At 41.5% G+C, this 25,477-nt stretch carries 19 protein-coding genes; 10 read left to right on the top strand and 9 right to left on the bottom strand.

What is annotated here, in order from left to right; translation table 11 throughout:
- Nucleotides 1-10: 10 nt before the first annotated feature.
- The 4 genes from ACT3QP_RS06150 to ACT3QP_RS06135 form a co-directional block, all read right to left on the bottom strand.
- Nucleotides 11-3,946, bottom strand: a complete 3,936-nt coding sequence (locus ACT3QP_RS06150; RefSeq protein WP_444524858.1) for an AAA family ATPase — start codon at nt 3,944-3,946, stop codon at nt 11-13.
- A 79-nt stretch (nt 3,947-4,025) separates the two neighbouring features.
- A complete protein-coding gene (locus ACT3QP_RS06145) occupies nt 4,026-5,714 on the bottom strand; it encodes an exonuclease SbcCD subunit D C-terminal domain-containing protein (protein WP_444524857.1) in 1,689 nt (562 codons plus the stop codon).
- 685 nt (nt 5,715-6,399) lie between these two features.
- The gene (cysG, locus tag ACT3QP_RS06140) at nt 6,400-8,034 is read right to left on the bottom strand and encodes a siroheme synthase CysG (RefSeq protein ID WP_444524856.1); all 1,635 of its coding nucleotides are present in this window, start codon (nt 8,032-8,034) and stop codon (nt 6,400-6,402) included.
- Nucleotides 8,035-8,625: 591 nt separating this feature from the next.
- Entirely contained in the window at nt 8,626-9,576 is a 951-nt protein-coding gene (locus ACT3QP_RS06135; protein WP_444524855.1) for an acetyltransferase, read from the bottom strand.
- 298 nt (nt 9,577-9,874) lie between these two features.
- On the opposite strand from ACT3QP_RS06135, the gene ACT3QP_RS06130 reads away from it, so the two are divergent.
- A complete protein-coding gene (locus tag ACT3QP_RS06130) occupies nt 9,875-10,687 on the top strand; it encodes a DUF817 family protein (protein ID WP_444524854.1) in 813 nt (270 codons plus the stop codon).
- Nucleotides 10,688-10,809: 122 nt separating this feature from the next.
- On the opposite strand, the gene ACT3QP_RS06125 is transcribed toward ACT3QP_RS06130, so the two are convergent.
- The 3 genes from ACT3QP_RS06125 to ACT3QP_RS06115 all read right to left on the bottom strand — a co-directional run bounded on the left by ACT3QP_RS06125 (nt 10,810) and on the right by ACT3QP_RS06115 (nt 13,852).
- A complete protein-coding gene (locus ACT3QP_RS06125; protein ID WP_444524853.1) occupies nt 10,810-11,448 on the bottom strand; it encodes a phosphoadenosine phosphosulfate reductase domain-containing protein in 639 nt (212 codons plus the stop codon).
- 123 nt (nt 11,449-11,571) lie between these two features.
- Nucleotides 11,572-12,168, bottom strand: coding sequence for a DUF934 domain-containing protein (locus ACT3QP_RS06120; RefSeq protein WP_444524852.1), 597 nt, complete (start codon nt 12,166-12,168; stop codon nt 11,572-11,574).
- Nucleotides 12,161-13,852: a nitrite/sulfite reductase gene (locus tag ACT3QP_RS06115; protein ID WP_444524851.1), complete on the bottom strand. Its 1,692-nt coding sequence runs from the start codon at nt 13,850-13,852 to the stop codon at nt 12,161-12,163. Before ACT3QP_RS06115 ends, ACT3QP_RS06120 begins: the two co-directional genes overlap by 8 nt.
- Before the next feature lie 287 nt (nt 13,853-14,139).
- Between ACT3QP_RS06115 and sat the strand changes: the two genes are divergently transcribed.
- The 6 genes from sat to ACT3QP_RS06085 all read left to right on the top strand — a co-directional run bounded on the left by sat (nt 14,140) and on the right by ACT3QP_RS06085 (nt 20,943).
- Nucleotides 14,140-15,393 (top strand): sulfate adenylyltransferase, encoded by a 1,254-nt coding sequence (gene sat / locus ACT3QP_RS06110; RefSeq protein ID WP_444524850.1) that lies wholly within the window; start codon nt 14,140-14,142, stop codon nt 15,391-15,393.
- 333 nt (nt 15,394-15,726) lie between these two features.
- On the top strand, nt 15,727-16,791 hold the full coding sequence (locus tag ACT3QP_RS06105; protein WP_444524873.1) for a sulfate ABC transporter substrate-binding protein: 1,065 nt from the start codon (nt 15,727-15,729) through the stop codon (nt 16,789-16,791).
- Between the two features lie 239 nt (nt 16,792-17,030).
- Nucleotides 17,031-18,122 (top strand): sulfate ABC transporter substrate-binding protein, encoded by a 1,092-nt coding sequence (locus ACT3QP_RS06100; protein WP_444524849.1) that lies wholly within the window; start codon nt 17,031-17,033, stop codon nt 18,120-18,122.
- A gap of 214 nt (nt 18,123-18,336) precedes the next feature.
- Entirely contained in the window at nt 18,337-19,221 is an 885-nt protein-coding gene (gene cysT, locus ACT3QP_RS06095; RefSeq protein ID WP_444524848.1) for a sulfate ABC transporter permease subunit CysT, read from the top strand.
- Nucleotide 19,222: 1 nt separating this feature from the next.
- Entirely contained in the window at nt 19,223-20,146 is a 924-nt protein-coding gene (gene cysW / locus ACT3QP_RS06090; RefSeq protein ID WP_444524847.1) for a sulfate ABC transporter permease subunit CysW, read from the top strand.
- Nucleotides 20,147-20,220: 74 nt separating this feature from the next.
- A complete protein-coding gene (locus tag ACT3QP_RS06085; protein ID WP_444524846.1) occupies nt 20,221-20,943 on the top strand; it encodes a sulfate/molybdate ABC transporter ATP-binding protein in 723 nt (240 codons plus the stop codon).
- A 95-nt stretch (nt 20,944-21,038) separates the two neighbouring features.
- Here the strand turns inward: ACT3QP_RS06085 and ACT3QP_RS06080 are convergent, their stop codons facing one another.
- On the bottom strand, nt 21,039-21,362 hold the full coding sequence (locus ACT3QP_RS06080) for an ArsR/SmtB family transcription factor (protein ID WP_444524845.1): 324 nt from the start codon (nt 21,360-21,362) through the stop codon (nt 21,039-21,041).
- 382 nt (nt 21,363-21,744) lie between these two features.
- Here ACT3QP_RS06080 and ACT3QP_RS06075 point away from each other — a divergent pair, with 382 nt between their 5' ends.
- From ACT3QP_RS06075 to bfr (ACT3QP_RS06065), 3 genes are all read left to right on the top strand, one after another.
- Nucleotides 21,745-21,936 carry a (2Fe-2S)-binding protein gene (locus tag ACT3QP_RS06075; protein WP_444524844.1) on the top strand — a complete coding sequence of 64 codons (192 nt, stop codon included), beginning with the start codon at nt 21,745-21,747 and terminating at the stop codon, nt 21,934-21,936.
- 740 nt (nt 21,937-22,676) lie between these two features.
- Nucleotides 22,677-23,165, top strand: a complete 489-nt coding sequence (gene bfr, locus ACT3QP_RS06070) for a bacterioferritin (RefSeq protein ID WP_192519227.1) — start codon at nt 22,677-22,679, stop codon at nt 23,163-23,165.
- A 61-nt stretch (nt 23,166-23,226) separates the two neighbouring features.
- On the top strand, nt 23,227-23,709 hold the full coding sequence (gene bfr, locus ACT3QP_RS06065) for a bacterioferritin (RefSeq protein WP_444524843.1): 483 nt from the start codon (nt 23,227-23,229) through the stop codon (nt 23,707-23,709).
- Between the two features lie 140 nt (nt 23,710-23,849).
- Here bfr (ACT3QP_RS06065) and ACT3QP_RS06060 read toward each other — a convergent pair whose 3' ends face one another.
- The gene (locus ACT3QP_RS06060) at nt 23,850-25,256 is read right to left on the bottom strand and encodes a DHA2 family efflux MFS transporter permease subunit (RefSeq protein ID WP_444524842.1); all 1,407 of its coding nucleotides are present in this window, start codon (nt 25,254-25,256) and stop codon (nt 23,850-23,852) included.
- Nucleotides 25,257-25,477: the final 221 nt, after the last annotated feature.

Here is a 25,477-nt window from a genome sequence, read left to right as displayed (position 1 = left end):
CCATCGTTATCTACTTAACAGATTTTTCATCTTCAGCAATTACTTTACGACAGCCTTGGCCACTGATTTGGCTAAATCCGCCAGAGATTTTTTCGACCTTAATTTGCGTCAATATACGTTCTTTTAATGCTTGAACGTGAGAGATAATACCAATTATTTTCCCCTCCTGCTGTAAGCTGGTTAACGTATCGAGGGCGATATCAAGCGACTCTTCGTCGAGTGTACCAAACCCTTCATCCAAAAATAACGAGTCTACTCGTATATTTTGACTGGCCATTTGTGACAATCCCAATGCTAAGGCAAGGCTGATAATAAAGCCTTCACCGCCAGAGAGATTTTTGGTACTGCGGATGTCACCGCCTTGATAATCATCGATGACATTGAGCTCTAATGCATTGTCTGCATCATGAATAAGTAAGTAGCGATTGCTCATTTTTGCTAGCTGTTTATTGGCATGGTCAATCATCACCTGAAACGTTAAACCTTGCGCAAAGGTACGGTATTTTTTGCCATCTGCGGAACCAATCAGCTCATATAACTGTTGCCATACTTGCATGGTCTCTTTTTGTGCAGCGATAGCAGTGTGCTGCTCGCTCTGTACGGTCTTTTGCTGTTCATTGGTTGTGAGCTGTTGTTCGATAGCACCCAATGCGCCAAAACGAGTGTCTATCTCTGTCTGTAGCTGATGCTGCTTACCAGCAAGCACGTCTCTTGGCTCATCAGTTAAAGGGTTGGCAAGCTGTTCATCCAATGATTGCTGTGTGGCTTGCAATTGCGCTTTGGTCTGATTTAATGTTTGCTCAATGATAAACTGGCGATTTTTTAAATCATCACGCGTCTCTTTGGGCAATCGTGCCTGCTCAAAATCAGCCTCGCTCGTAAACTGAGATTGTGCTAATAACGCGGTAAAATTCGTTTGCTGCTCATTAAGTGTGGTCATAGCAATATCAAGCTCGTTTGCCAATTGCTGCGCGCGCGATTGTGATTGCTTAAGCAACTGTGCGGCGTTATCTGCCTGCCGTTGTACGATAGCCGTCTTGTTTTTTGCCTCATCTAGCGCTGTGTGTAATCGATTGCTCTCGTGATCAGGATTTTTATCTGAAAATAGCGTCTCTCTCTCTGCCTGTAACTGCTGATGCGTTTTAGTATGAGCAGTAATTAAAGTATCTAATTGCTGAAGTGCGGCTTCTTCACTTGCTAGTTGCTGTTGCTTGGTATCAATTTGTGCGGTGATACTGCTCAAGCTATTATTCAGCTGATGCTGCTGGTCGACTTGCTCATTAAAGATTTGTTTTAGTTCCTTCAGTGCGCTGCTTTTTTGGCGTAGTTGATTGATATGAGTATCACATTCAGTCTTACTTAATACTACCTGCGTTTGAATACTATGATGCAGGTGCGAAAGTGCTGCTTGAATGTCTGCGCTGTTGAGTGCTGTATCCAAATATGCTTTGTATTTATCAATGGGATATTTATCTACTTGCGCGCAGACCGCCGTCATAATAGGCACCAATTCAGCAAAATTAACATTAATATGGTGCTCTATACCTTTAATTTTTTGTGATATCAATTTTATATCAGTCGTTATACTGTTTACCTCATCAATCAGCGCCTGTTGCTGTTTTTCATCGGCCTCAATCGTTCTGTTAAGCGCTATGATCTGTTCTGCTCGAGTATCATATTCAGCTAGTATGGTATGAGTAGACTGTTTTTGTTGATTGAGTTGCTGCTTGGTGTGATTTAATATCGTGGTAAAATGCTTAATATTAGCTGTGTCAAAGGCATTGGCGCTTTTATAAAAGTCACTCATCTTAGTCAGTGGCTGGGTAATCTCAGCAAGCGCTTGGGTATATGTATTTTGAGTGTGCAGAATTGAGACTAAAACAGACTGAGCATCACTGGCTAGAGTGGTTGATCGTTGCTGCAGGTTCGCCAACTGCTGCTGTTCGCTATTGATGGCTGATTGTTTTGTCGCATGCTTGATATTATCGTTAGATAGAGCCTGCTCAATACTTTCGATGAACGTGCCTAGCTCATCTATTTGTTGCTGGGTTTGTTGCGTTTGCGACTGAGGTTTATCACAGTCTACATGCTTATCTAATAATGGATGATCGTTACCATAAGGATGTTCATGCGCGCCGCAAAGCGGGCAGGGCGTACCGTCTTCTAGCTCTATGATGTAATCTTCAAGCTTGGCGACTTTCTGGAGTAATCTTAGATGCTCCTGTTTTTCTTGCTGTTTGGATTTAGCCTCTTGTAAGTCTGACCGGCGTTGGACAATCGAGTCTGCTAACGTAGCCAGCTCTTTATTTAGTGCTGGCAGTGTCAGGTCAATCTGATTGATTTGGTCAGATATTTCAGATAAATGCTGTAGCTTAAAACCTACTTGCTCAATATGAGCGCTTATTTTACCAATCTGTTCTTGCTCGCTGCGCATACTAGCAACAGATTGATTTTTCACAATAGCATCCTGCTGCTGTTGTAAGCTGGCAAGTTGCGTGCGTTGCTGCGAGATTGATGATTTATCTGTCTCTAGTTTTTTCGATAATGTATCCGCCTTGTCTTGTCGCTCACGCATTTTCTGATGCTGTGTGGCTTTGTCTGCTGTTAGGCTGATATTACTTGTTAACAGCGTTTTTAATCGAATACAGCTGTCATTAAAAGTGGGTATGTCGCTATCTAGATTGTTAAGCTCTGGATAGTCGCTGAAGTATTTTTCTATATGGCTAAGCTGATTTTTAATATCACTTTCGGTTTGTTGATGTGTGTCTATTTGTTGACGTAAGTTTTGCATGCTAGTAGCAAGTATATTTTTACGTTGAGTGTCATCTGCTAATAATCGAGTTTGCTGATTAATGTCGTTATCTAGATCCCGCACTTTTGCAATAATGGGTAGGGTGTCATTTAACGCTGTTGTCGCTTTCGTCTCTACGGTGGTTGCAGTGCGTAATTCGCTGTTGGCTTGCTCAAGATGCTGCTGTTGCGTTGGTAGTTCCTGAGTGATAGAGGTGTTTTCTGCCTGTAGGTCTTGCACTTTTTTACGGCTATAAGTCAGTTCTCTAAATGGACTGTCAATCTCTAATGCTTTATTGGCAGCATCCAAACGCATGGATTCTGGCACAAAGGCTTTTTGGGCTTGTACGGCATCTGCCATGCGCCCCTGATACTGGGTCAGGCTTTGCTGTAATTCTGCGACTTTATCTAGCCACTGTAGTTGGTCACTCACTGTTTTAAAGGTTATGCGCTGTGCGGCTTGCTCCTGTTTGAGAGTGGTTAATTCCACGCGTAACTGCGCCTCATCTTCATCACTTAATAGCGGCAAGCTGTCGATACCTGCTTGTAATTTAGCCAACTGGGTTTCTTCGTGTCGTTTTTTCTCAAACACGTTTTTCGATATCTCTGCATAAATAGCCGTACCAGTAATTTTTTCTAGAATGGCGGCTCTGTCAGCAACATCTGACTTTAAAAATGCGGCAAAGCTGCCCTGTGCCAGCATAATGGAGCGGGTAAACTGGTTAAAATCCATACCAATTAAGTCTTGGATACGTGCCTTAGTTTTTTTTATGCCACTTTCCAGCATTTCATCAGTATTAGCATTGGCGATTTCATGAGTAGCATCTTGTAAATTGCCGTTCGCCTTATTACGTGCACGGCGTTGACCCCAATGACAGCGATAACGGTTTTTGCCAATTTCTATTACTACTTCTGAAAAACAATCAGCAGTCTGACGAGTCATGACTTCATTACTACTTTTGCTTATGGAATCAATACGTGGTGTCTGAGCATATAGCGCCAGACAAATCGCATCTAAAATGGTGGTCTTGCCAGCGCCCGTCTGCCCTGTGATGGCAAATATACCCTCATTGATAAAAGCGGCATTCGTAAAGTCGATGTGCCATTCACCTTTTAGCGAGTTTAGGTTTTTTAGTCGTAGTTCAATTAGGCGCATGGTTGGGTCTTATCGTTATTGGAACAGTTGTTATTTTAAAATAGGGTTAATGCTTCAAAGAAGGATACTTAAGGCTTAGTTATTCAGCCTGTGTATCTTTATGATGAATGTCATGAACTATCTGTGCGTAAGCATCACGTAAGGTCAGCTTTTGGGCATCTGTTACCTCATTAGCACTCAAACAACGCTCAAATACTTGCATCTCATTTAAGTCTTGTAAGGTCTCAGAAGCCGCTTCTTGATTCAACACCTTGTTGTAAGTACGAGGGTTTTTGATTTTCAACACCTCACAAGGCAAGCCATCGACCATAACTTGAATCTGCTCACGCAGGTCACTGATGATATCGTCGCCAGTATAAATAATCTCTAGCCAAACTGATTCGGTCGGTGCTAAAGACTTAATGGTGCTGTCGATTGTCTGTTGAATGAGCTGTAAATCACCAGATATTTGTGCCAATTTTTGGAATTTTGGAATAGGTAAGGATAACACTTGCATCTGACGTTCAGCATCATGGTGGAGTAGTTGAGCAGTTAACGCAGAAGTTAAAGGCGTTGACTCTGAAATGCCGATGATACTCTGAGCTATATCTGTTTGGGCGGCCTTTTCTTCAGTATTGTTGTCTTCACTACTATTCTCTGCTTCAATACCGATGTCTTCTTGAGCGCTGTTGTTAGTCTTTCCGCTTAATACCGACTCGTCTGTTATTGCGTCATCAAAACCAAATAAATCATCCATAAAGTCGGTTTGACTGGCTGCCTTTTTGGTCTTGGTTTTTTCTACTGGTGTAGATGTCTCAGTCTTGGCAGCTGTATTGGTCAGTTGAGCCATATCAGAATTCAGGTTCGATGCTGGAGCTTCATTTATACCTTCATGATGGCTTTTATTATCAATATTCTCTTTAATATCGTCTAATGCTGCACCAAATTGTATCAGTAAGACCTGTTTTTGCTGCTTGGCTTCACCAAACCCCATCGCAATGGGTGAGCCGGAATAGCGAATATGTTCGCGTCCACCCACACGCTGTGGTACATGCAAATGACCCAGTGCCACGTAATCAAAGCACTCATCGAACATTTCGGCAGAGATTTTCCCTAAGTTACCAATATATAAGTCACGCACGCCATCATCGGCAGTGGTGCTACCACCTGAGGCAAATAAATGACCAGTAGCAATAATAGGAATATGGCGATTGTGTGTTTCGGCAATGGTCTGTTGATGCGATTTGGCAATGGCTGCCACAGCATCATAATGCGCGCAAATCCCACTAATCACGCTAGCGTCTTTACTATCCATAGACTCGCCAGCACCGCTACTACGAACATCGCGGTCGCGCAGATAAGGTACCGCTGCGACAATACAACTGGGCACGCCTTGAGCACTATTTAATAACAGCACTTCATCGTTGACATCATCACAAGCCGTACCGACCACATGCACGTTCAAAAACTTTAGGACCTGACTGGGTGCGTCTAAAAATGTCGGGGAGTCATGATTGCCTGCCACGATGATGATATGTTGGCAGCAAGAGTTTGATATCTTACCCAAAAATTCATAATACAGTGCTTGGGCTCTATTACTTGGTGTCATGGTGTCGAATATATCACCAGCGACGATTAACACATCGACTTTTTGCGTACTGATGGTCTCTTCAAGCCAGCTTAAAAAAGCTTCAAACTCGTTATAGCGCATATGTCCATAAAGCCGTCGCCCTAGGTGCCAGTCGGATGTATGCAAAATGGTTAGTGGTGAGGCAGCGAGTACGGGCATAGTGGCACTTAATATAATTGGCTGAATGAGGAAGAGTAATGCAGCGATTATTTTAGCAAGAAAATCTCGATTTTTCTGTCTTTGGAGGGGTATTTAACGTCATTTCCTACTGGAGGAATAGTAATAGCTAAACAAAAAAGTATAATCTTTTGTCTACTATAGGCGCTATATAGATTAAAATCGATACGTTAATACGAAGTGAATCAAATATACAGCGTCTATAGACAGTCATTAAAAGATAAATCACAGTGTAAAATAATAATGAAAAAATACATCATCATAATCTTCACTACCATTTACCTGTTAGGTTATATCGAAATCAGACGTAATCACTTACTGGTACATAGCTCAGGTTTTATTTCAAACCATGACGGAGTCAAACTTACTTACGGTCATAAAATTTCACCGGGTAGCGTTGTAGGACTGCTACAGCCGCGTTTACTCTATGTCAGTTTTTTTGCTCATTTAATTTATAGGCCTTTAACTATAATAGAAGAGAGATATTGGTATAGAGTTGAACCACGAGATGACGTTTGGCCCTATACACTTCACACTACTTTATAAACTTCATACTATTTTATGAGTGGTTTTTAACAAAAACCAAAAAAATGAGCTAAAAGCCATGCATCAAAAAGCCACGCTAATGATGATTAGCGTGGCTTTTTAATTGCTCAGATAACCTAAATTAATCAACAATCAGTTGCTCTGGACCATCTTCTGTGGCAAGGCTTGCCACCATCGACAAGGCGTGCGCTTGTTGAGCATGAGGTTGGTTTAGTGCGGTTTCGGATTTTGGCGTGGAAGCTGTACCACCACGTAACCAGTTATTATTGGTGCCTGACATATTTTGCTCATGTTTTTGATTGTACCAAGCCAAACTATCATGCAGGCTAACGACATCACCCATGATAAGTAGGGCAGGCGTTGGTAGTTGCGCTTGCGCTTGTAATTCAACGATAGTAGCAAGTGTGCCGGTTAATACTTGCTGATTGGGCATACTGGCATTGGATACGATGGCAATAGGTGTATCGCTACTACGTCCAGCATCAATCAGTCCCTCGGTCAAACGAGGTAAAGAGTGCAGACCCATATAAAACACAACCGTCTCATCGGTATTCAAAAAGCTCTGAAAGTTGTTGTTTGGCGCGCCAGCCTTTAAAAACCCAGTGACAAAGCGTACCGATTGCGAGTGATCACGATGAGTAAGTGGAATTCCTGCATAGCTAGCCGCGGCATTGGCAGCAGTGATACCCGGTACGACTTGGTAAGGTACATTATGCGCACGCAGGCTTTCAATCTCTTCGCCGCCGCGCCCAAAGATAAACGGGTCACCACCTTTTAAACGAACCACTCGGCGGCCTTCTTTGGCGCTATTGACCAACAGCTCATTGATACCAAGCTGAGCGACTGCATGGTTGCTGCGTTTTTTACCGACAAACACTTTATCTGCATCACGGCGACATAAGTCCAAAACTTGCGGTGAGACCAGCGCATCATAATATACAATGTCTGCTTGCTGCATTAAACGCAGCGCTTTGAACGTCAATAGTTCTGGATCGCCAGGCCCCGCACCCACGATATAGACTTCACCAACTGGAGTGGTAGTATCCGAAGAGGTTGGGTTGTCGATCACAGGAGCAGCCACTACAGTAGTATTAGTGGATACTTCAGTACTGGCAATATCTGCAGCAGTGCTATCTAGGTCGGCTTGTAGCTGCTCAGTGGCTTCAGTTTCGTTACCAGCAAACATGAGCTCACTGACTTTGCCTTCAAATGCCCGCTCCCAAAACTGTCGACGTCCAGTCAGAGTCGGGATTTTTGCTTTGACTTCAGTACGGAACTCACCTGCCAATTTGGCCAATTTTCCATAACCTTGAGGGATCAATGTCTCAAGGCGGGCACGTAACAAACGTGCTAGTACCGGTGCTTTACCGTTAGATGAGATGCCAATCACAATTGGATTACGGTCAACGATAGCGGGAAAGATGAAGTCGCATAAATGCGGCGTATCAACGACGTTAACTGGAATGTTTAGGGCAGTGGCATCAGCATGGATTTGATGGTTTAAGCTTTCATCATCAGTAGCCGCGATAATGACACGCGCACCCGACATATGGCTTTTATTATAATTTTCATAAATCAGTGCATGCTTGCTATTAGATAGTAAGGCTTGAAGTTCAGCACAAATATCAGGTGCCAAAACCGTGATAGACGTGCCAGCACGACTGAGTAAATCGGCTTTGCGTAGTGCTACATCGCCGCCACCAATGATAAGTACTTTACGGTCTTCTAGTTTAAAAAATAGCGGGAAAGTATTCATAGCATTACCAATCATTCATTTAATGTAAGATATATGACTATTATGAGGTATCACGCGAGACGTCTCACGCAGTGAATTGGCATTAGTATATTCGCTTTTGTCATGTTGGTAATGAATTTATATGAGAAAAGGAATAGCATGTAAGCTATAGAATATCTAAAAAAAGCATCTAAAGATCAGGCGATAGGCACTATTCTTTTCACGTTCGTCATCATGTTCATGTTTATGATCGCAGGCCCTATTATGGAAAAAATGGCAGGCAGGCCTGATATCGATGGATTTCAGTTTATTTGGCAGCTGGTATCTAGCTCAGTTCCTGCTATGTTATTTGTCTTATTAGTTATTTCCAATATCCTTGTAGATTTTCTCGTTCTACGTAATATTAATAATGCAAAATATAATGTATGGCTGTTTATACCTAATTTATGTGTCATGTCGTTTATTTTTCTCAAGGCTTCACAAGATTACTTTCTGTTTTTTAACTTTTGTTTACTTACTTTCTTTTGTTATAAAGTTTATAAGTACTATAAATATTACAGCCATTATCGACAGTATGTGAACCAAAAGCATGTATGCTAAGCGGTGGAGTATTCATTCAAACTCACTGAGCATTTTAGTCATACGTGCATCTTTTTGTTGCCAGATATCTTCTAACCAATCAAACATCATTTTTTTCGTGGCTTCATCACGGTCATAACCACCATCCATAATTGCGGCAAATAGCTCATCAGGTATCTTTAAGCGAGTCACATCTACACCCAAGCGACGGATATTACCTTTCCATAAGTCATCATAGTCAGGCGTCCCATCTGGATATACGATCGTGATATCTAAGATTGAATCCAGTTGATCACCTAATGCATTGATTGCCAATGACAGACCACCAGCGCGTGGTTTTAATAGGTGTTGATAAGGTGAGTCTTGCTCATCATGTTTTTCTCTGGTAAAGCGCGTACCTTCCAAATAATTCAGTAGCGCAAAGGGTTTGTCTTTTAGTTGACGACAAGCACGTTTGGCTTCGATTAAATTTTGCTTTTTAAGTTCTGGGTTTTTTGCTATTGCTTTAGAAGAAAAACGCTTCATCATTGGAAAGTCTAAAAAATAAAAAGCTTGACCGATAACAGGAATATAAATCAAATTAAACTTAGTAAAGAACCGCGTCAAAGGCAATCTGCCTTGACTGATGTATTGCACAATACTGGTATCCACCCAAGACTGATGATTGCTCACGAGTAGGTATTGTTTGTCCTCGCTCAGATCGTCAGGCATATTGATACGCCAGTCTTTGTGAGGTAATGCATGATTAATTACAGCGTTATTACTGTTAATCCAGTAGTTAGTAATAGCAATGAGTGCATCATCAGCGTATTTTGACTTGGTTAATACTTTCGTCGCACCCAAAGTCCAGATCGGTATACCAACGAAGATACTATTGGCAGTGAGGACGCTGGCACCAGTCAAAAAAGACGCAGCCTTTCCGATAGGAGGTAACTTATCATGGAGCTTTTCGTAGAGTGAGTTATTTTTTGGTATAGAGGGCATAACTAATATCCATATTAATGAGTACGGTAAAACTATCACCAATCTTGAGCAGTACGGTGAGCGCGACTACTCACAAAGATGGCGTTTTCGTTCATGGTTTGGTTTTAAAGGTAAGACATAGAATAACCCAATGTTATACCATAAGACGTTAAAAAAAATGTTATTTATTCAATTGAATGCACTGTAAGATGTTTCAAGGTGGTTATCATGCAGGTGTGTTTATTGATATCATGCATGGATACAGCAATGAATCTTTCACACGAGTCGGTAGTTGATATGATTGTAGTACTAATCTAGGGTGTTGAACATTATTTTACGTGGCAGCCTACTGAGTTTAGCGTCTGCTTTATTTGGAATCCTTTTATTATTGGCTTTTGTGCTGACTAATTATATGAGTTGGCCCATTTTTGGGATTTATCGCTATGATGTATTGTTGGCATATGCTTTAATTGTTCAGTTTTTTTTAATTTATTTTAAATTAGAAACGCTGCGCGAAGTATGGGTCATTGCTATTTTTCACATTATGGCTATGGCAATGGAGCTGTTTTTAACTCATCCTAAGATTGGCGCTTGGCATTATCCCGAGCAAGCCGTTTTTAGAATTGCTAATGTGCCGCTGTTCGCTGGTTTTATGTATTCGGCAGTAGGCAGCTTTTTAGCACGTGGCTTAAGGCTGTTTAATACTTCCTTTACCAATTTGCCAAGTTTAGTATGGGTGAGTTTATTGGTTGTTTTGTCTTATGCTAACTTTTTCACTAAATTCTTTGTACCTGATATTCGTAATATCTTATTCATAATTTCAGTGATTTTGTTCTGGAAAACCAAAATATTTTTTCAAATTTATACTGAAACTCATTTGCAGTTATATAATGCCAAGCAATATCCACTGCCATTTTTACCCTTATTGTTATGTCTAGCCTTTTTGGTTTGGGTAGCAGAAAATATTGCTACTTTTGCCAATATTTGGCGTTATCCTTCACAAGTGGATTCATGGCATATGGTGGGTTGGGGTAAGCTGGGCTCTTGGTATTTATTATTGATATTAAGCCTAGTGTTGGTGTTAGCGGTCATGGGTAAACGTGAGGCTAGAGGCAGCTGGCAACTCACTTAAATGCTTTTGGATATTAGCGTTTGTCCTTAATTCAGTTGCGGCTATCGGAATCGATTAGGAATAAAAAAACACCTCTTAAACATTAAGAGGTGTTTCTGTTTTAAAACCAATAAAGGTTACAATTACAGCTGAGTATGTAAACCACACTCACGGCTTTCTTCTACTTTCGTTGGATCAAAGTAGTCAAACTCATTTGGCAGATTGTGCTCTTCAAGATAACCATCCAGATCCGCATCTGTTTTTTCAAATAATGGTGCAACTTTTAACACACCATCTTTTGATAGGCTAAGCACGTCAAGACCTTGACGGAATTCTGTTTGATCTTTGCGAATCGCATTGAACCATACATCAGGCTTTAGCTCATCTAAAGCACGGCGGAATGGCTCAAGTTTTACTTGGTCAGTAAATTGATCATGTTGTGGGTTATCAATACCAGGGATGCCATTCATTGTTGCATCACGATGTGCAGCGGTTTGTTTCGGAATGTAGGTAACGACATTTAGGTTGAGGTCACGAATCACTTTATTAGCGAACTGATACGTCGCATCAGTATTGTAGCCTGAGTCTACCCACAGTACGGTGATATCAGGGCGCTGTTTGGCGACTAGATGTAAAATCGCTGACTCATACGGACGAAAGTTAGTGGTAATGATTGGTTTTTTTGCTTGAGTCAGTGCCCATGCCACGATTTCTTCTGGTGATTTACCTTGCAGGTCTTGATTAGCTTGGTCAATATTTAGATTTGGGTGTAATTGGCTCATGATACATTCCTTAAATGGGATTGATTTAATAAAAGGGTAGGGTTTAGCAAGGGCTCTCAATTTAAACAGCAAACTTTGAGTCGGCTGAAAATGAGAGCATGCTTTAGTAGAGGTTTAAGTTAGCTAAGCACCTGCAAACATCGGTAGTGCTGCGGCAACTCGACCGTCATAGCTACTGGCAAGCGCATTGAATGCTTGACGAATATCAGAAATAGATTGCATGTCGTGCTCACTGAGTACAAAGCTGTCGACGCCCACGCGTAATAAATAGGCAATTTGATCACGGCCGAAATCACCAGTGACGCGAATCTCGCCTTGGTAGCCAATTTGGCGTAAGGTTTGCGCGAAGCTAAAGTTACGTCCATCAGCGAATTTTGGCACATGTATGACGATAAGCATCTGCTTTAATAGCAGCTCACTTAATGCTATTAAGGCATCTGTGTCTGTGTCAGCGGTCACCCATAATCCAGTATGACTACTATGCTGGATTATCAGCTCATACACTTCTTTGACTAAGCCAACTCCTAGCGATCCTGAAGCATCTAACAAATCAGCAAGTGGCACTAGCACATCAGGTTTTTCTTGTCGTTGTAGCAGCTCAAGCAAGGTGAGGTCTACAGAGGCGATTCCATCTGGTAGTGTCTCAGTGGTCAATACATGCCAGCTGTCCTGATGACTAATATCGACACCCTGACTATCCAAAATATGGTGATTAGCCATAGACCTTCTCCTTAAATGGATCAATACCGACACGCTCAACCAACTCACCAAAGCTTTCTACGTCGTTATCAGTGGTAGCACGTAGGTCAACATAGACATCAACGATCTTTTGAATCGTGTCAGCAACTGCTTCCGTGGGTACGGATCGACCGAGTATCTTGCCAAGTTTGGCGTTGTCGCTAGAGTTGCCGCCAAGACTAATTTGATACCAGTTCTCTCCCTTTTTATCGACACCCAAAATACCGATATCACCAGTATGATGATGGGCACAGGCATTGATACAGCCCGACATATTGAGACGGATATCGCCAAGATCATAGAGATAGTCAAGGTCGACAAACTGTTTTTCTATTTGTTCAGCGATGTTATGGGTAGTGGCATTGGCAAGTGAGCAATAGTCCCAACCTGGACAAACAATCATATCCGTGAGGGTATTAATATTGGCACGGGCTAAATGCAGCTCTTTTAGTTGTTGCCACAACTCGTACAACTCATTGGTTTGGACATCAGCGAATACTAGGTTTTGTTGGTATGTGCCGCGCAGTTCACCAAAGCTATGTTTGTCTGCAAGGTCAGCCAGCGCATCCATCTGTGACTCGCTGACATCGCCTGATGGTACATATTTACCATCAACCAATCCTGCTTTCAAAGAAACCACTACCGCGCGGTATCCACTGACTTTGTGTGCGACAGTATTTTGGTTATACCAATTGGCAAAGTCTTTATCAGCGCTCAATTGTTGCTGTAAATCAGACTGAACTTGTAGCGCATCGAAGTCCGCATAATCAGGCTCACTGAAAAAGCCCATGGCTGTTTCAAAGTTTGCATCAGTCAGTGTCAATGGTCCGTCTTTGGTATGCGTCTCCCATTCGGCATTGACCAATTTAGCAAATGCAGGTCCACCTAGGGTATCGACCAATATTTTAATACGTGATCTGTATTTACTGCCTTTATCACGGCGACCATGCAGATTATAAACACGTAATATAGCGTCTAAATAGCTGAGTAGATGCTCACGTGGCAAAAACTTATTGATGACTTTGCCAAGCACTGGAATACGACCAAGTCCGCCGCCAACCAATACTTCAAAACCCAGCTCGCCATCCTCACTTTTCTTCAAGTGCAAACCAACATCATGCACTTGCGTCGCTGCGCGATCTGTCTCTGTACCGATAACGGCAATCTTAAATTTACGCGGTAAAAAAGCAAATTCAGGATGAAACGTAGACCACTGACGAATAATTTCGCAGTAAGGGCGTGGATCCGCAATCTCTTCTTGATGAATACCAGCGTAAGGATCGGTAGTCGTGTTGCGAATACAGTTGCCGGAAGTTTGGATAGCGTGCATCTGTACTGATGCCAATTCGGCTAAGATATCTGGCACTTCTTCTAGTTTTGGCCAATTCAACTGGATATTGGTACGGGTCGTGAAGTGTCCATAACCTTTATCGTACTTGCGGGTAATCTCTGCCAATTTACGCAGTTGATAGCTGGCTAGTAGACCGTAAGGAATGGCAATACGTAACATCGGCGCATAACGCTGAATATAAAGACCATTCTGCAAACGCAGTGGCAAAAACTGTTCTTCTGGCAGCTCACCCGCCAAAAACCGTTCGGTTTGGTCGCGAAACTGAGCGACTCGTTCCTCTACTAAGTTTTGGTCAGCGTAGTTATATTGATACATGACGTAATCTCAAATTTGTGTTTAGACTTAAAAGCAGCGACGAAAATGATTTGCGTGTGTAATAGGTTTATTGCCGTTCGCAATGCGCACAATTCAGCTTTACATCATATAAGCTTGCGCTTAAAAACATAAATTCCTTTAAGACATATCCATATCCAAACACAGCATAAATTTTCATAACGAAAGTTAGGTAGCCTATGCTTATCAAATTTAACGCGCAATGCCACAAGCACTCCTTAAGCCATTTCTTACTTTCTCAGCACTATTTTTGAGGTTTTAAAACGACTATGACAGCTTCTATTATTAATAATCAGCCATCAAAACTTGTTCCACCACACGGTAGCAATGAATTAAAGCCATTATTATTAAATGGTGATGCTCGCAGCGAAGCACTAACGCTTGCCAGCACATTGCCGACGATTACCTTAAGCTCTCGTGAGCGTGGCGATTTGATTATGTTTGGTATTGGTGGCTTTACACCACTGAACGGCTTTATGAATCAGGCAAATTGGCAAGGCGTGGTTGACAACATGCGCTTGCAAAGCGGTGCCAACGCTGGCTTGTTTTGGCCAATTCCTATTACCTTATCAGCGCCTAAAGCGACTGCTGACAGTCTAAACCCAGGTGACAAAGTGGCACTGGTTGCCCAAGATGGTGAAGTAATGGGTATCTTAACTGTGGAAGAGACTTACACCATCGACAAAGCGCATGAGTGTCAGCAAGTATTTACCACGACAGATTCAGAGCATCCAGGTGTTCAACAAGTATTGAGTCAAGATGATGTTAATATCGCAGGTAGCGTAGAAGTACTGAGCGAAGGCGAGTTCCCAACGCTGTATCCAGAGATTTATAAAACCCCTGCTGAAACGCGCGAAATATTGGATGCCAAAGGCTGGAAGACCGTTGCGGCATTCCAAACACGCAATCCAATGCACCGTTCACACGAATACCTTGCCAAGATTGCCATCGAAATCTGTGATGGGGTCTTAGTACACTCTTTACTCGGTGCGTTAAAGCCCGGTGACATCCCAGCAGAAGTACGTCAAGAAGCAATTAAGACCTTAATCGATAACTATTTCCAGCAAGACACTGTTATTCAAGCGGGTTATCCACTAGACATGCGTTATGCCGGACCTCGTGAAGCATTGTTACATGCTGTATTCCGTCAAAATTACGGCTGTAGCCATCTGATTGTGGGCCGTGACCATGCTGGTGTTGGTGATTACTATGGCGCCTTTGACGCGCAGACCATCTTTGATAAAGTCGGCAAAGACGACCTCATCACCCAACCATTGAAAATTGGCTGGACCTTTTGGTGTAATGCTTGTAATGCGATGGCTTCTGACAAAACCTGCCCGCATGACGCCTCTGAGCATGTCAAAGTGTCGGGAACTAAGCTGCGTAAAGCACTATCAGAAGATGAAGAAGTGCCAGATAATTTTAGTCGACCAGAAGTGCTACAGATATTGCGTAATTACTATGCTGGTATCGCAAAAGAAGAACGTGCCGAGGTGAAATTAACGGGAGCATCTGCGGTATAAGTATTATAAAAACATTATAAAAAGTTAATAAAAAAGGTGTCGGGCTTATCGTCTGGCACCTTTTTTATGTTTACCGTTTCTTACCTGTTTTAGGTATAGGCTAGGGCGGGTTAAACATTCAAACGTTAAGGCTGTGGATCGCTAAAATCGCTTATGCCAAGTTAAGTACTTGATAAGCGAATTCGTCACTAAGCGACCAACATACAAACTGCTAGCATAGTTATTATTAGCCATTTAGCCATAGGGTGATTTTCAAAATACGTCAGGCTGCAATATTAATAATAAAGAGCCCATTATTTTGCCATGGCCCATTCAACTATTAAGAAGAAACGCATGTACTTAAAACTCTCTAATACCAGTTTAAAAGTGGGTAGTGCACTTGCCATTGCAGTGCTCGTAACAGGCTGTAATCCGATTTCAGTCACAGCCACAGCCACAGACACGCAGCAAGATATTAGTTTATTGAATGTCTCTTATGATATATCGCGTGATTTTTATAAAGACTATAACGCCTTGTTTCGTGCAAACTACCAACAAGAACATCCAGATAGCAAAATTTATATCAATCAATCACATGGTGGCTCAAGCAAACAAGCACTGTCTATTGCCAATGGCCTACAGGCAGATGTGGCAACCTTAAACCAAGAAAGTGATATGAATCTGTTGGTCGAAAAAGGATTGGTGAAGAATGACTGGCAGCAAGCATTCCCGAATAACGCCGTGCCTTATACCAGTACTATGGTGCTACTGGTGCGCAACGGCAATCCAAAAAACATTCAAGATTGGTCGGATTTGGCACGTAACGATATCGATGTCGTTATGCCAAATCCAAAAACCAGTGGCACAGCGCGTTATGCTTTCTTAGGCGCTTATGGTTATGGATTGCATCAATTTAAAGAAAGTGTGGAAGCTCCAGACAAAACCGATGACTTCATCAAAAAACTATTAGCAAATGTGGTCACTTATGACAATGGTGCGCGTGCAGCGACGACTAGCTTTACCCAGCGCGGGCTAGGAGATGTGCTCATCACAACTGAAAATGAAGCGCATTTGGCTGCCAAGCAGTTTGCCAAAGGACAAGTCACTATTGTCTATCCAAGCTATTCTATCGTAATTGCCAATCCAGTGGCAGTCGTGACCGCCGTTACTGAGAAAGGTGGTAATACTGATGCAGCAACTGCTTATCTAAACGGCTTATGGGATCTATCTGCACAAGAACTTTTGGCAGAGATGTACCTGCGCCCTAGCAATGAAAAAGTGCTGGCAGCGCATCAAGACACATTGCGCAACATTGAGACTTTCGACCCAGTGTCTATTTTTGGTGCTTGGACGCAGGTTATGGATACCTTCTTTGTCGATGGTGGCCGTTTTGATCAGCTGGCTCGCGTAGGAAAGTAGCTTTTTAACGTTGATTTAATTAGGGTCTGTTGAATATTCAAATGTGGTGCTGCAAGCGTTTGCGTTTTTGAAAATTCATCAACAATATTTTTACTGACTTCGGAAAATAAATTGACAAGTTTGTAGTTATTGCCTAGTTATTCCGTTTTGGCAATAACATACGCATATTCATCATTAAACATAATAAGATGGCACTGTTAGCATACTTGCATTACTTAACAAATATTTTTGAGGGATTTATGACACACGCAGCTGGCTATCAACAAAAAAGTAAAAAACTGAATGTTTTGAGTATTGCAGGCGTCGCATTGACGTTGGGTCTGGCCGGTTGTAGCAATAGCGATACGACTGCCAATGTGGATGGCGCAGCAGCAACGACAGAAGGGCAAGATATTGAGTTGCTGAATGTCTCTTATGATGTGGCCCGTGATTTTTACAAAGACTACAATCCGTTATTTGTTGAACATTATAAAGCTGAAAACCCAGACAGTAACATCCTAATCAAACAGTCACATGGTGGCTCAAGCAAGCAAGCATTATCTGTTGCTAATGGGTTACAAGCGGATGTGGCCACCATGAATCAAGGCTCCGATATTGAGCTGCTTGAGAAAAAAGGCTTGGTTGAGTCAGATTGGGAAAGTAAGTTCCCTGACAACGCTGTACCTTTTACCAGTACCATCGTGTTCTTAGTACGTAAAGGTAACCCAGAAGGCATTAACGACTGGGAAGATTTGACCAAAGATGGCCTTGAGATTGTTATGGCAAATCCAAAAGTCACGGGTAATGGCCGTTATGCATTCTTAGGTGCTTATGGCTATGGTTTGCATGCCTTTAATCAAGATGAAAAAAAAGCTAAAGGCTATGTCAAAGACATGCTAAAAAATGTCAAAGTCTATGAAAATGGCGGCCGTGCTGCCACAACTACATTCGTTCAGCGTGGTATCGGTGACGTCTTAGTAACCTTTGAAAACGAAGCCAACCTTGCAGCGACCGATTTTGGTGCAGGTCAAGTCGATATCGTTTATCCAAAATACTCTATTAAGTCAGAAAGCCCAGTGGCTGTTGTCAAAGCTGTGACAGACAAAAAAGGTACTTCGGATGCAGCAAAAGCATATCTTGATTACCTGTGGAGCGAGCCTGCTCAGCAGTTGGCTGCCGATCTTTATCTACGTCCTAGTGTACAAAGCGTACTAGAGCAAAACGGTGACAAATTACCACCAGTTGAAACCTTCCGTCCGAATGACGCCTTTGGGTCATGGGATGAAATCATGGGTACTTACTTCAGTGATGGCGGCGTGTTCGATCAATTGGCTATCAATGCACCGCAGTAGCAAATAACTAAGATAAGAATGAATGATCGCTGAGCAACCATTTAGTAAAGATGATTGCTTTGCGATGAATCAAGTGACGTAGTCATTCATAAGAAATTCCATAAAGGACATGGTCGTATGCACTGTGTCCTTTATACCGTAAGCATCTTAATAATAAGTTCGATATAACATGGTCTTACGATAAGTACCATCAGTTAGGCAACAGGACATCACTATGAGTGCAACATCTTCTTCTGCCAGTAAAGCCCCTGCTAAGAAAGGTTGGCTAACACGCTTGCGTCAACGCAATGTACTGCCAGGTTTCGGTCTGAGCATGGGCATTACTGTTTTTAGCTTATCGCTATTGGTGGTGTTGCCGTTTGCGATGATGGCTTATACGACAACGCAAATGGGTTGGACTGGATTTTGGGAGACCATCAGTCAGCCGCAAGTGACGGCTGCTATCAAGCTGAGCTTATGGATGTCTTTTTTAGCCATGCTGACCAACATGATATTTGGTACCCTGGTTGCTTGGGTGCTCGTACGTTATGAGTTTTGGGGTAAGTCCTTAATTAATGCCTTGGTTGACTTACCATTTGCCTTACCAACAGCAGTTACCGGTATCTCGCTTGCTACGCTGTATGCACCGAATGGACTGATGGGTCAATGGTTTGCCAAATTTGATATTCAAGTGGCGTTTACGCCATTGGGTATTTGGTTGGCATTGGTCGTGGTCAGCTTTCCCTTTATCGTACGTGCTGTGCAGCCGGTACTCGCTGAGCTATCGGTTGAGTTTGAGGAAGCGGCTGCCGTGCTAGGCGCCAATCGGTTAACCACCTTTCGTAAAGTAATTTTACCGGAGTTGTTACCAGCATTATTAATGGGTGCAGGTATGATGTTTGCTCGTGCCACTGGTGAATATGGCTCGGTGATTTTTATCGCAGGTAATATTCCTATGCAGTCTGAGATTTTACCGTTAATCATCATCAGCAAGCTTGAGCAGTTTGATATTCAAGGCGCCTCTGCTGTTGCACTATTTATGCTACTTATCTCATTTGTGATTCTATTAACCATTAATATCGTACAGTGGAAGCTGTCACGCCGTGTAGGAGCACGCTAATATGCAAATATCTAATAGCTACGACTACCAGAGCAACGCAGCCACCAAAGATGCACCATGGATACGTCGTATCTTTATCGTTATTGCCGTACTATTTATGGTAGTGATGTTAGTAATACCTTTGTTAGCGGTATTTTATGAAGCCTTTAAGGGTGGTTGGCAATTGTATATAGCCTCACTTGTCGATCCAGAGGCACTGCAAGCCATTAAGCTAACATTGATTACTGCGGCCATTGTTTTGCCGATTAATATGGTGATGGGCATCGCGATTGCATGGTTGGTCACTCGCTATCAGTTTAAAGGTAAGCAGTTGGTCACTACGTTACTTGATTTGCCATTTTCTGTTTCACCAGTGGTTGCAGGTTTGATGTTTATATTACTATTTGGACTCAATTCTACGGTTGGTGGCTGGCTAGAGAGTATGGGGTTCCAAGTCATTTACGCGGTTCCTGGTATTGTATTAGCGACATTATTCGTCACCTTTCCGTTTGTGGCACGTGAGCTGATACCACTGATGCAAACTCAAGGTGATAGTGAAGAGCAGGCAGCACTTACATTAGGTGCTTCTGGTTGGCAGACTTTTTGGCATGTAACCTTACCCAATATCAAATGGGCACTGCTATATGGCCTAATTTTGACCAATGCGCGGGCGATGGGTGAGTTTGGTGCAGTCAGTGTCGTATCAGGTCATATTCGGGGCGAGACCAACACCATGCCGCTATTAGTCGAAATTGCTTACAATGATTATAATTTTACCGCAGCTTTCGCTTTATCTAGTTTACTTGCTGCATTAGCATTGATTACTCTACTTATCCAGCAAATCATGACTAAACTACAAGAGCGTAAGTTTGCCAAATCTGGGCGATTGGATAATATACCTGAGCTATCATTAAGTACTGAGACAACGGTTACAGATAAGGTATAAGTGAGACATTACTGTTTATTGGTAACGCATGACTGACATAAATGGTCACTAAAATATATATAAGAGACATCATTATGAGCATCGAAATTCGCAACATCAATAAAAAATTTGGTGATTTTACAGCCTTAGATAATATCAATATCACCGTACCAACTGGCAAACTAACGACATTACTAGGACCGTCGGGCTGTGGCAAAACCACTTTGCTGCGTATCATTGCAGGTCTTGAGTATGCTGACTCTGGGCAGGTATTGTTTGACGAATTAGACGTGACTAATACGCCTGTACAAAAACGTCACATCGGCTTTATGTTTCAACATTATGCGCTATTTCGTCACAAAAATATCGCTGACAATGTCGCGTTTGGTCTCACTTTGCTGCCAAAAAATGAGCGACCAAGCAAAGCTGACATTAATAAGCGTGTGGCAGAGTTATTAGACTTAGTACAGCTGCCACAAATTGCCAATGCGTATCCGCATCAATTATCTGGCGGTCAGCGTCAACGCATTGCACTGGCACGTGCATTGGCAGTCAAACCAAAGCTATTACTATTAGATGAGCCTTTTGGTGCTTTAGACGCCAAAGTTCGTAAGGAGCTACGTACTTGGTTAAAAAACATTCACCATGAGCTGGGTATTACTAGCATTATGGTTACTCATGATCAAGAAGAGGCGCGTGCAGTATCTGATGAGATTGTCGTTATGAATCAAGGGCGAGTAGAGCAGGTAGGAACATCAGAGGAATTGATACATCAACCAGCTAGCACCTTTATTAGTGAGTTTTTAGACTTGGTTTAAATAGTCGGCATACTCCATTAGAAACAAAAAAAGACCTATGATAAATAGGTCTTTTTTTGTAGGGTATGTCTGAATAGCCTTGATACGAACCATATTTAACCAGGCTTTGGCATGGCAATGTCTTTAGTAGATATTTGCTCATAAGTGATATCTAAAATCTCTTGACACCATTCTGGCAAGTCATCAGAAACTTCATACCACATCCATGTACCATCTCGTACACAGCTTAAAATACCCAGTTTTTTCAAATGATTTAAATGACGTGATATGGTTGGTTGTGGCTGATCTAGTATCTCTACTAGCTCTCCCACGCAGCGAGATTCTTTTTTAAATAAAATTTGAAATATTTTTAAGCGGGTCGGGTCAGATAAGACTTTAAACAGCTCAATAGGTCGTAACGTAAAATTATTATCAGACATAGTATGATCCCTATAGGGCTTTTGTTAATAGAAGTTAAATATAACAGTAGTTGTCTACAAAATCGATTAAAAAGTGAGCTAAATTACAGTTTATCGTTAATTTACTACCTTTCATCTATATCATAACATACATATTTATATTCGTTTAGATAGATTAAAGCATGCAATATCCTTGCCAGTTTATGCAGAGGTCCTTAAAAAAAATATTTAAATACTATTGAAAATGATAATGGTTATCGTTATGATAGGTCAATCAATAAAGCTGATTGATTAGTCTTCAGTGACGGAAAGTAAGTTATATAAGATGATGATTATTATCAACTCTTTAAATTGACTGACAGTAAAATAGTTATTGAATAGTGATGTTCATAGGAGCCAGTTCATGTACGTATGTATTTGCAATGACGTAAAAGAAAAGCAAATTCAGGCAGCGATTGCATCAGGCATCGATACGCTTGATGGTCTAAAAGATACGCTGGATGTGGCAACTTGTTGCGGCTGCTGTGAGCCTATGGTCAATGACTACTTAGATGTACACCATGCCAAATTGGATGACTTAGCGTACGCTGTTTAAGCATGAATAATCCATCTCATCTTTATTCTATTTTTACCATTCTCAATATAGAAACTGCCTAAACTTATATTGACATAAACACCAATAATTACGTACTCTATCTGCCATGGATAGGGTAAAGTCCTCAGCGTTGACGCGCCTATTTTTTATGATATAGATATTATCAGGGCGTATTGAATATTCGACCATGACACTGACAGCGATTATTTGTGAATGTTTAACACGACCTAGTAGCAGCCACTCGGGTGCCATTAATTGACACATTTATATATTTAATAGCGACAAAACATCCAAATATTGTCACAAGAATAGGGCATGTATTCAATTCAAACGATAGCCCTCTACATGGGCTAAAAATGGTTTATGTTGTCATTTTAAGTTACACAATATACAGTCAAAGTACTCTAAAATGAATACAAGGCATCTATCCGCAGATTGTACAAGTAGTACATCTTGTGAGAGTAACGCTGTGGCCATTTAATAATTATCTGACTATACACAATGATATGATCTAGCCAGTTATTATTCTCAACTAGCATCTTGTTCTCAACTAGCATCTTATTCTTAGTTCATAATGTTACAAGCTGGATAACAGCCTGTATGCTATTATGTGTCTCTAATATTGCAATAAATTCTGTTGATTTTGATACTAAGCGATTGGTTTGTTGATCAGACTGTCCTGATGTAGGTCATTTTGATTGTAAGACGATATGCAAGGTAGATATAGAGGAGTACACGTTATGATAGGCAGCCAAAAAGTCATTGATTATTTAAACTTTTTGTTAGGTGGTGAGCTTGCAGCTCGCGATCAATATTTTATACATTCTGAAATGTATGCTGAATGGCATTACGGTAAACTTTATGAGCGTATTCATCATGAAATGGCAGATGAGACACTACATGCCCAAGCCATTATTCGCCGTATTTTAATGCTGAGTGGCACGCCAAAAATGACTGTTGATACCATCAATATTGGCTCTACTGTCCCTGAAATGCTACAGCTAGATTTGGACTTAGAGTACAAGGTACAACAACACCTAAAAGACGGCATCGCTATCTGCGAAGCAGAGCATGACTACGTCACACGTGAAATGCTGGTTGAGCAGTTAAAAGACACTGAAGAAGATCACGCTCATTGGCTTGAACAGCAATTGCGCCTTATTAACATGATTAGTCTGCCTAATTATCTACAAAGCCAAATGGCTGAAGTGACTCCTAATCTTATTTAACATTACGCTAGATGTGTAGATAAATAAGAGTTAGCTCAAACAACACATATGGAGAAAGATAATGAAAGGTAATAAAGAGGTTATTCGTGCTTTAAATAAAGTGCTTGGACAGTCGTTGATCGCTATCAACCAGTATTTTTTACATGCCCGCATCGCACGTCATTGGGGATTAGAAGCTCTCAACGAAAGTTTCTATAAACAGTCTATTGCTGAGATGAAATGGTCTGATAATTTGATTGCACGGATTTTATTGCTAGGCGGTTTACCGAATTTGCAAGATTATGGCAAAATATTTATCGGTGAAGATGTGGCTGAAACGATTGACTGCAACTTACGTTTAGAAAAACAGAAGTTTGCTATTCTTACTGATGCTATCACGTTATGTGAGACAGAGTCTGACTATGTTTCTCGCCAGCTATTGGTTACCTTAAAAGATGGTAATGAAGAGTATGAAGACTGGTTAGATACGCAAGAAGATTTGATTGAAAGCGTTGGGATAGAACGATATATCCAATCACAAATGAATGATGATGACGCGCCTTAAGTTGATGTGATTAATAAACAGATCATATTTTCTAAACTTGCCAGCTTGTGATTGGTTATATACCAAAACATAAGCTGGCATTTTTTTGCCCAATGTTTTTGCACCTAACATTTGAGAGGCTTTATTTGATCATGCTCTACTTAATACAAACCACGACCGTCTTCAGGTTTTAAGCGTAAAAAATACAATCCTGAAAGAATGGTTAGGATACCAAGTATCCAGTAAGTGGTTTGAAAGGCAACTAACGTATCCAGCCCAAATCGGTCGCGTAATAAGTTAAGTACGGCTGCACCGAAAGCAATACCGAAACTAATCGCTAGCTGTTGATTGACCGCCATTAAACTGTTACCACTGCTGGTCTGTGTACCATGAAGATCGCCAATAGTAATGGTATTCATCGCGCTGAACTGCATCGAGTTACAAGCGCCCATAATCGTCAATATAGGTATAAACCAAAGCCACTGCGAGGGATTATCAAACTGTGCCAATACGATGATTAGTATGCCTATAAAGAAGGTGTTATAAACCAAAACAGTGCGATAGCTATAACGTTGAATAATTTTACTGACCCAAGGCTTGATACCCATAGCCCCAACTGCAATTGGAGCAAGTAACCAACCCGCCCGTGAAGGTGAGTATTCAAATACCACTTGTAATAGTAACGGCAGTAAAAAGGGAACAGCACTGATACCGAGGCGTGTGAATAAATTGCCTGTAATACCAATTCGGAAAGTGCGAATATCAAACAGAGTTAATGGGAATAGTGGTGCAGATTTTCGTTTGGCGTGCCATACATAAGCAGCTATCAGCATACTCGCGCCCAAAGCAAGTAATAACCCATAAATGCCTCGGCCTGTTTGTGAGCCAAACTCTACTGCAAGCGTAAATCCACAAGCCGCTGCTGCGAATAATGCAAACCCCGCCCAATCCAGTCGCTTGGTGTCCTCAAATAATGCAGGTACCAGTTTTTTACCCATGATAAAACCGATAATACCCATCGGAATATTGATTAAAAATATCCAGTGCCAACTGGTATATTGTACGATATAACCACCCAATACTGGCCCTACTAAAGGGGCAACCAATGCTGGTATTACCGCAAAGTTCATGACTGTTAGGAGCTTATTGCGTGGATAGGACTTAACCAATATCAACCGAGCAACGGGGGTCATCATCGCACCGCCAATACCTTGTACAATTCGTGAGCCAATCAAAAAATCTAACGTCGACGATGCAGCACACAGTAATGAGCCAATACAGAACAGAATAATTGCATATAAAAATACGCGGCGAGTGCCATATTTATCGGCTAGAAAACCACTGATAGGAATAAATATCGCCAAAGTGAGTGCATAACTGATGACCGCCCATTGCATCTTTAATGGCGACTCACCTAACGCCTGTGCCATTTGCGGTAATGACGTATTTAAAATAGTGGCGTCCAAAATTTGCATGAATAGTGCGACCGCTAGCACATAGGGTAGGTACTTTTCTTGTATTGGAGTCAGGGTGGTTTTAGACTCATTTTTATTAAGTATAGTAGACATAAATCATATTTTAGTCGATTTGGTCGATTGTTAGTCGAAAGCGTTATGGGGCATGTGGAGTAAATTATTTTTAGTTAATTATGTTCGATTAACTATGTTTAATTAAGAGTATTTGAGTAGTGTAGAAACCAGATTGGCTAAAATGAATGCCAATCATCCACAAAAAAATGACTAATGGTAAGATTAAGGTCTGCTGAACATTCAAATTTGAATGTTCAACA

This window comes from Psychrobacter sp. AOP7-B1-24 (assembly GCF_052376215.1).
Taxonomy (GTDB): domain Bacteria; phylum Pseudomonadota; class Gammaproteobacteria; order Pseudomonadales; family Moraxellaceae; genus Psychrobacter.
The sequence above is the reverse complement of the archived record's forward strand: the minus strand, read 5'-3'. Positions and strand labels throughout refer to the sequence as shown.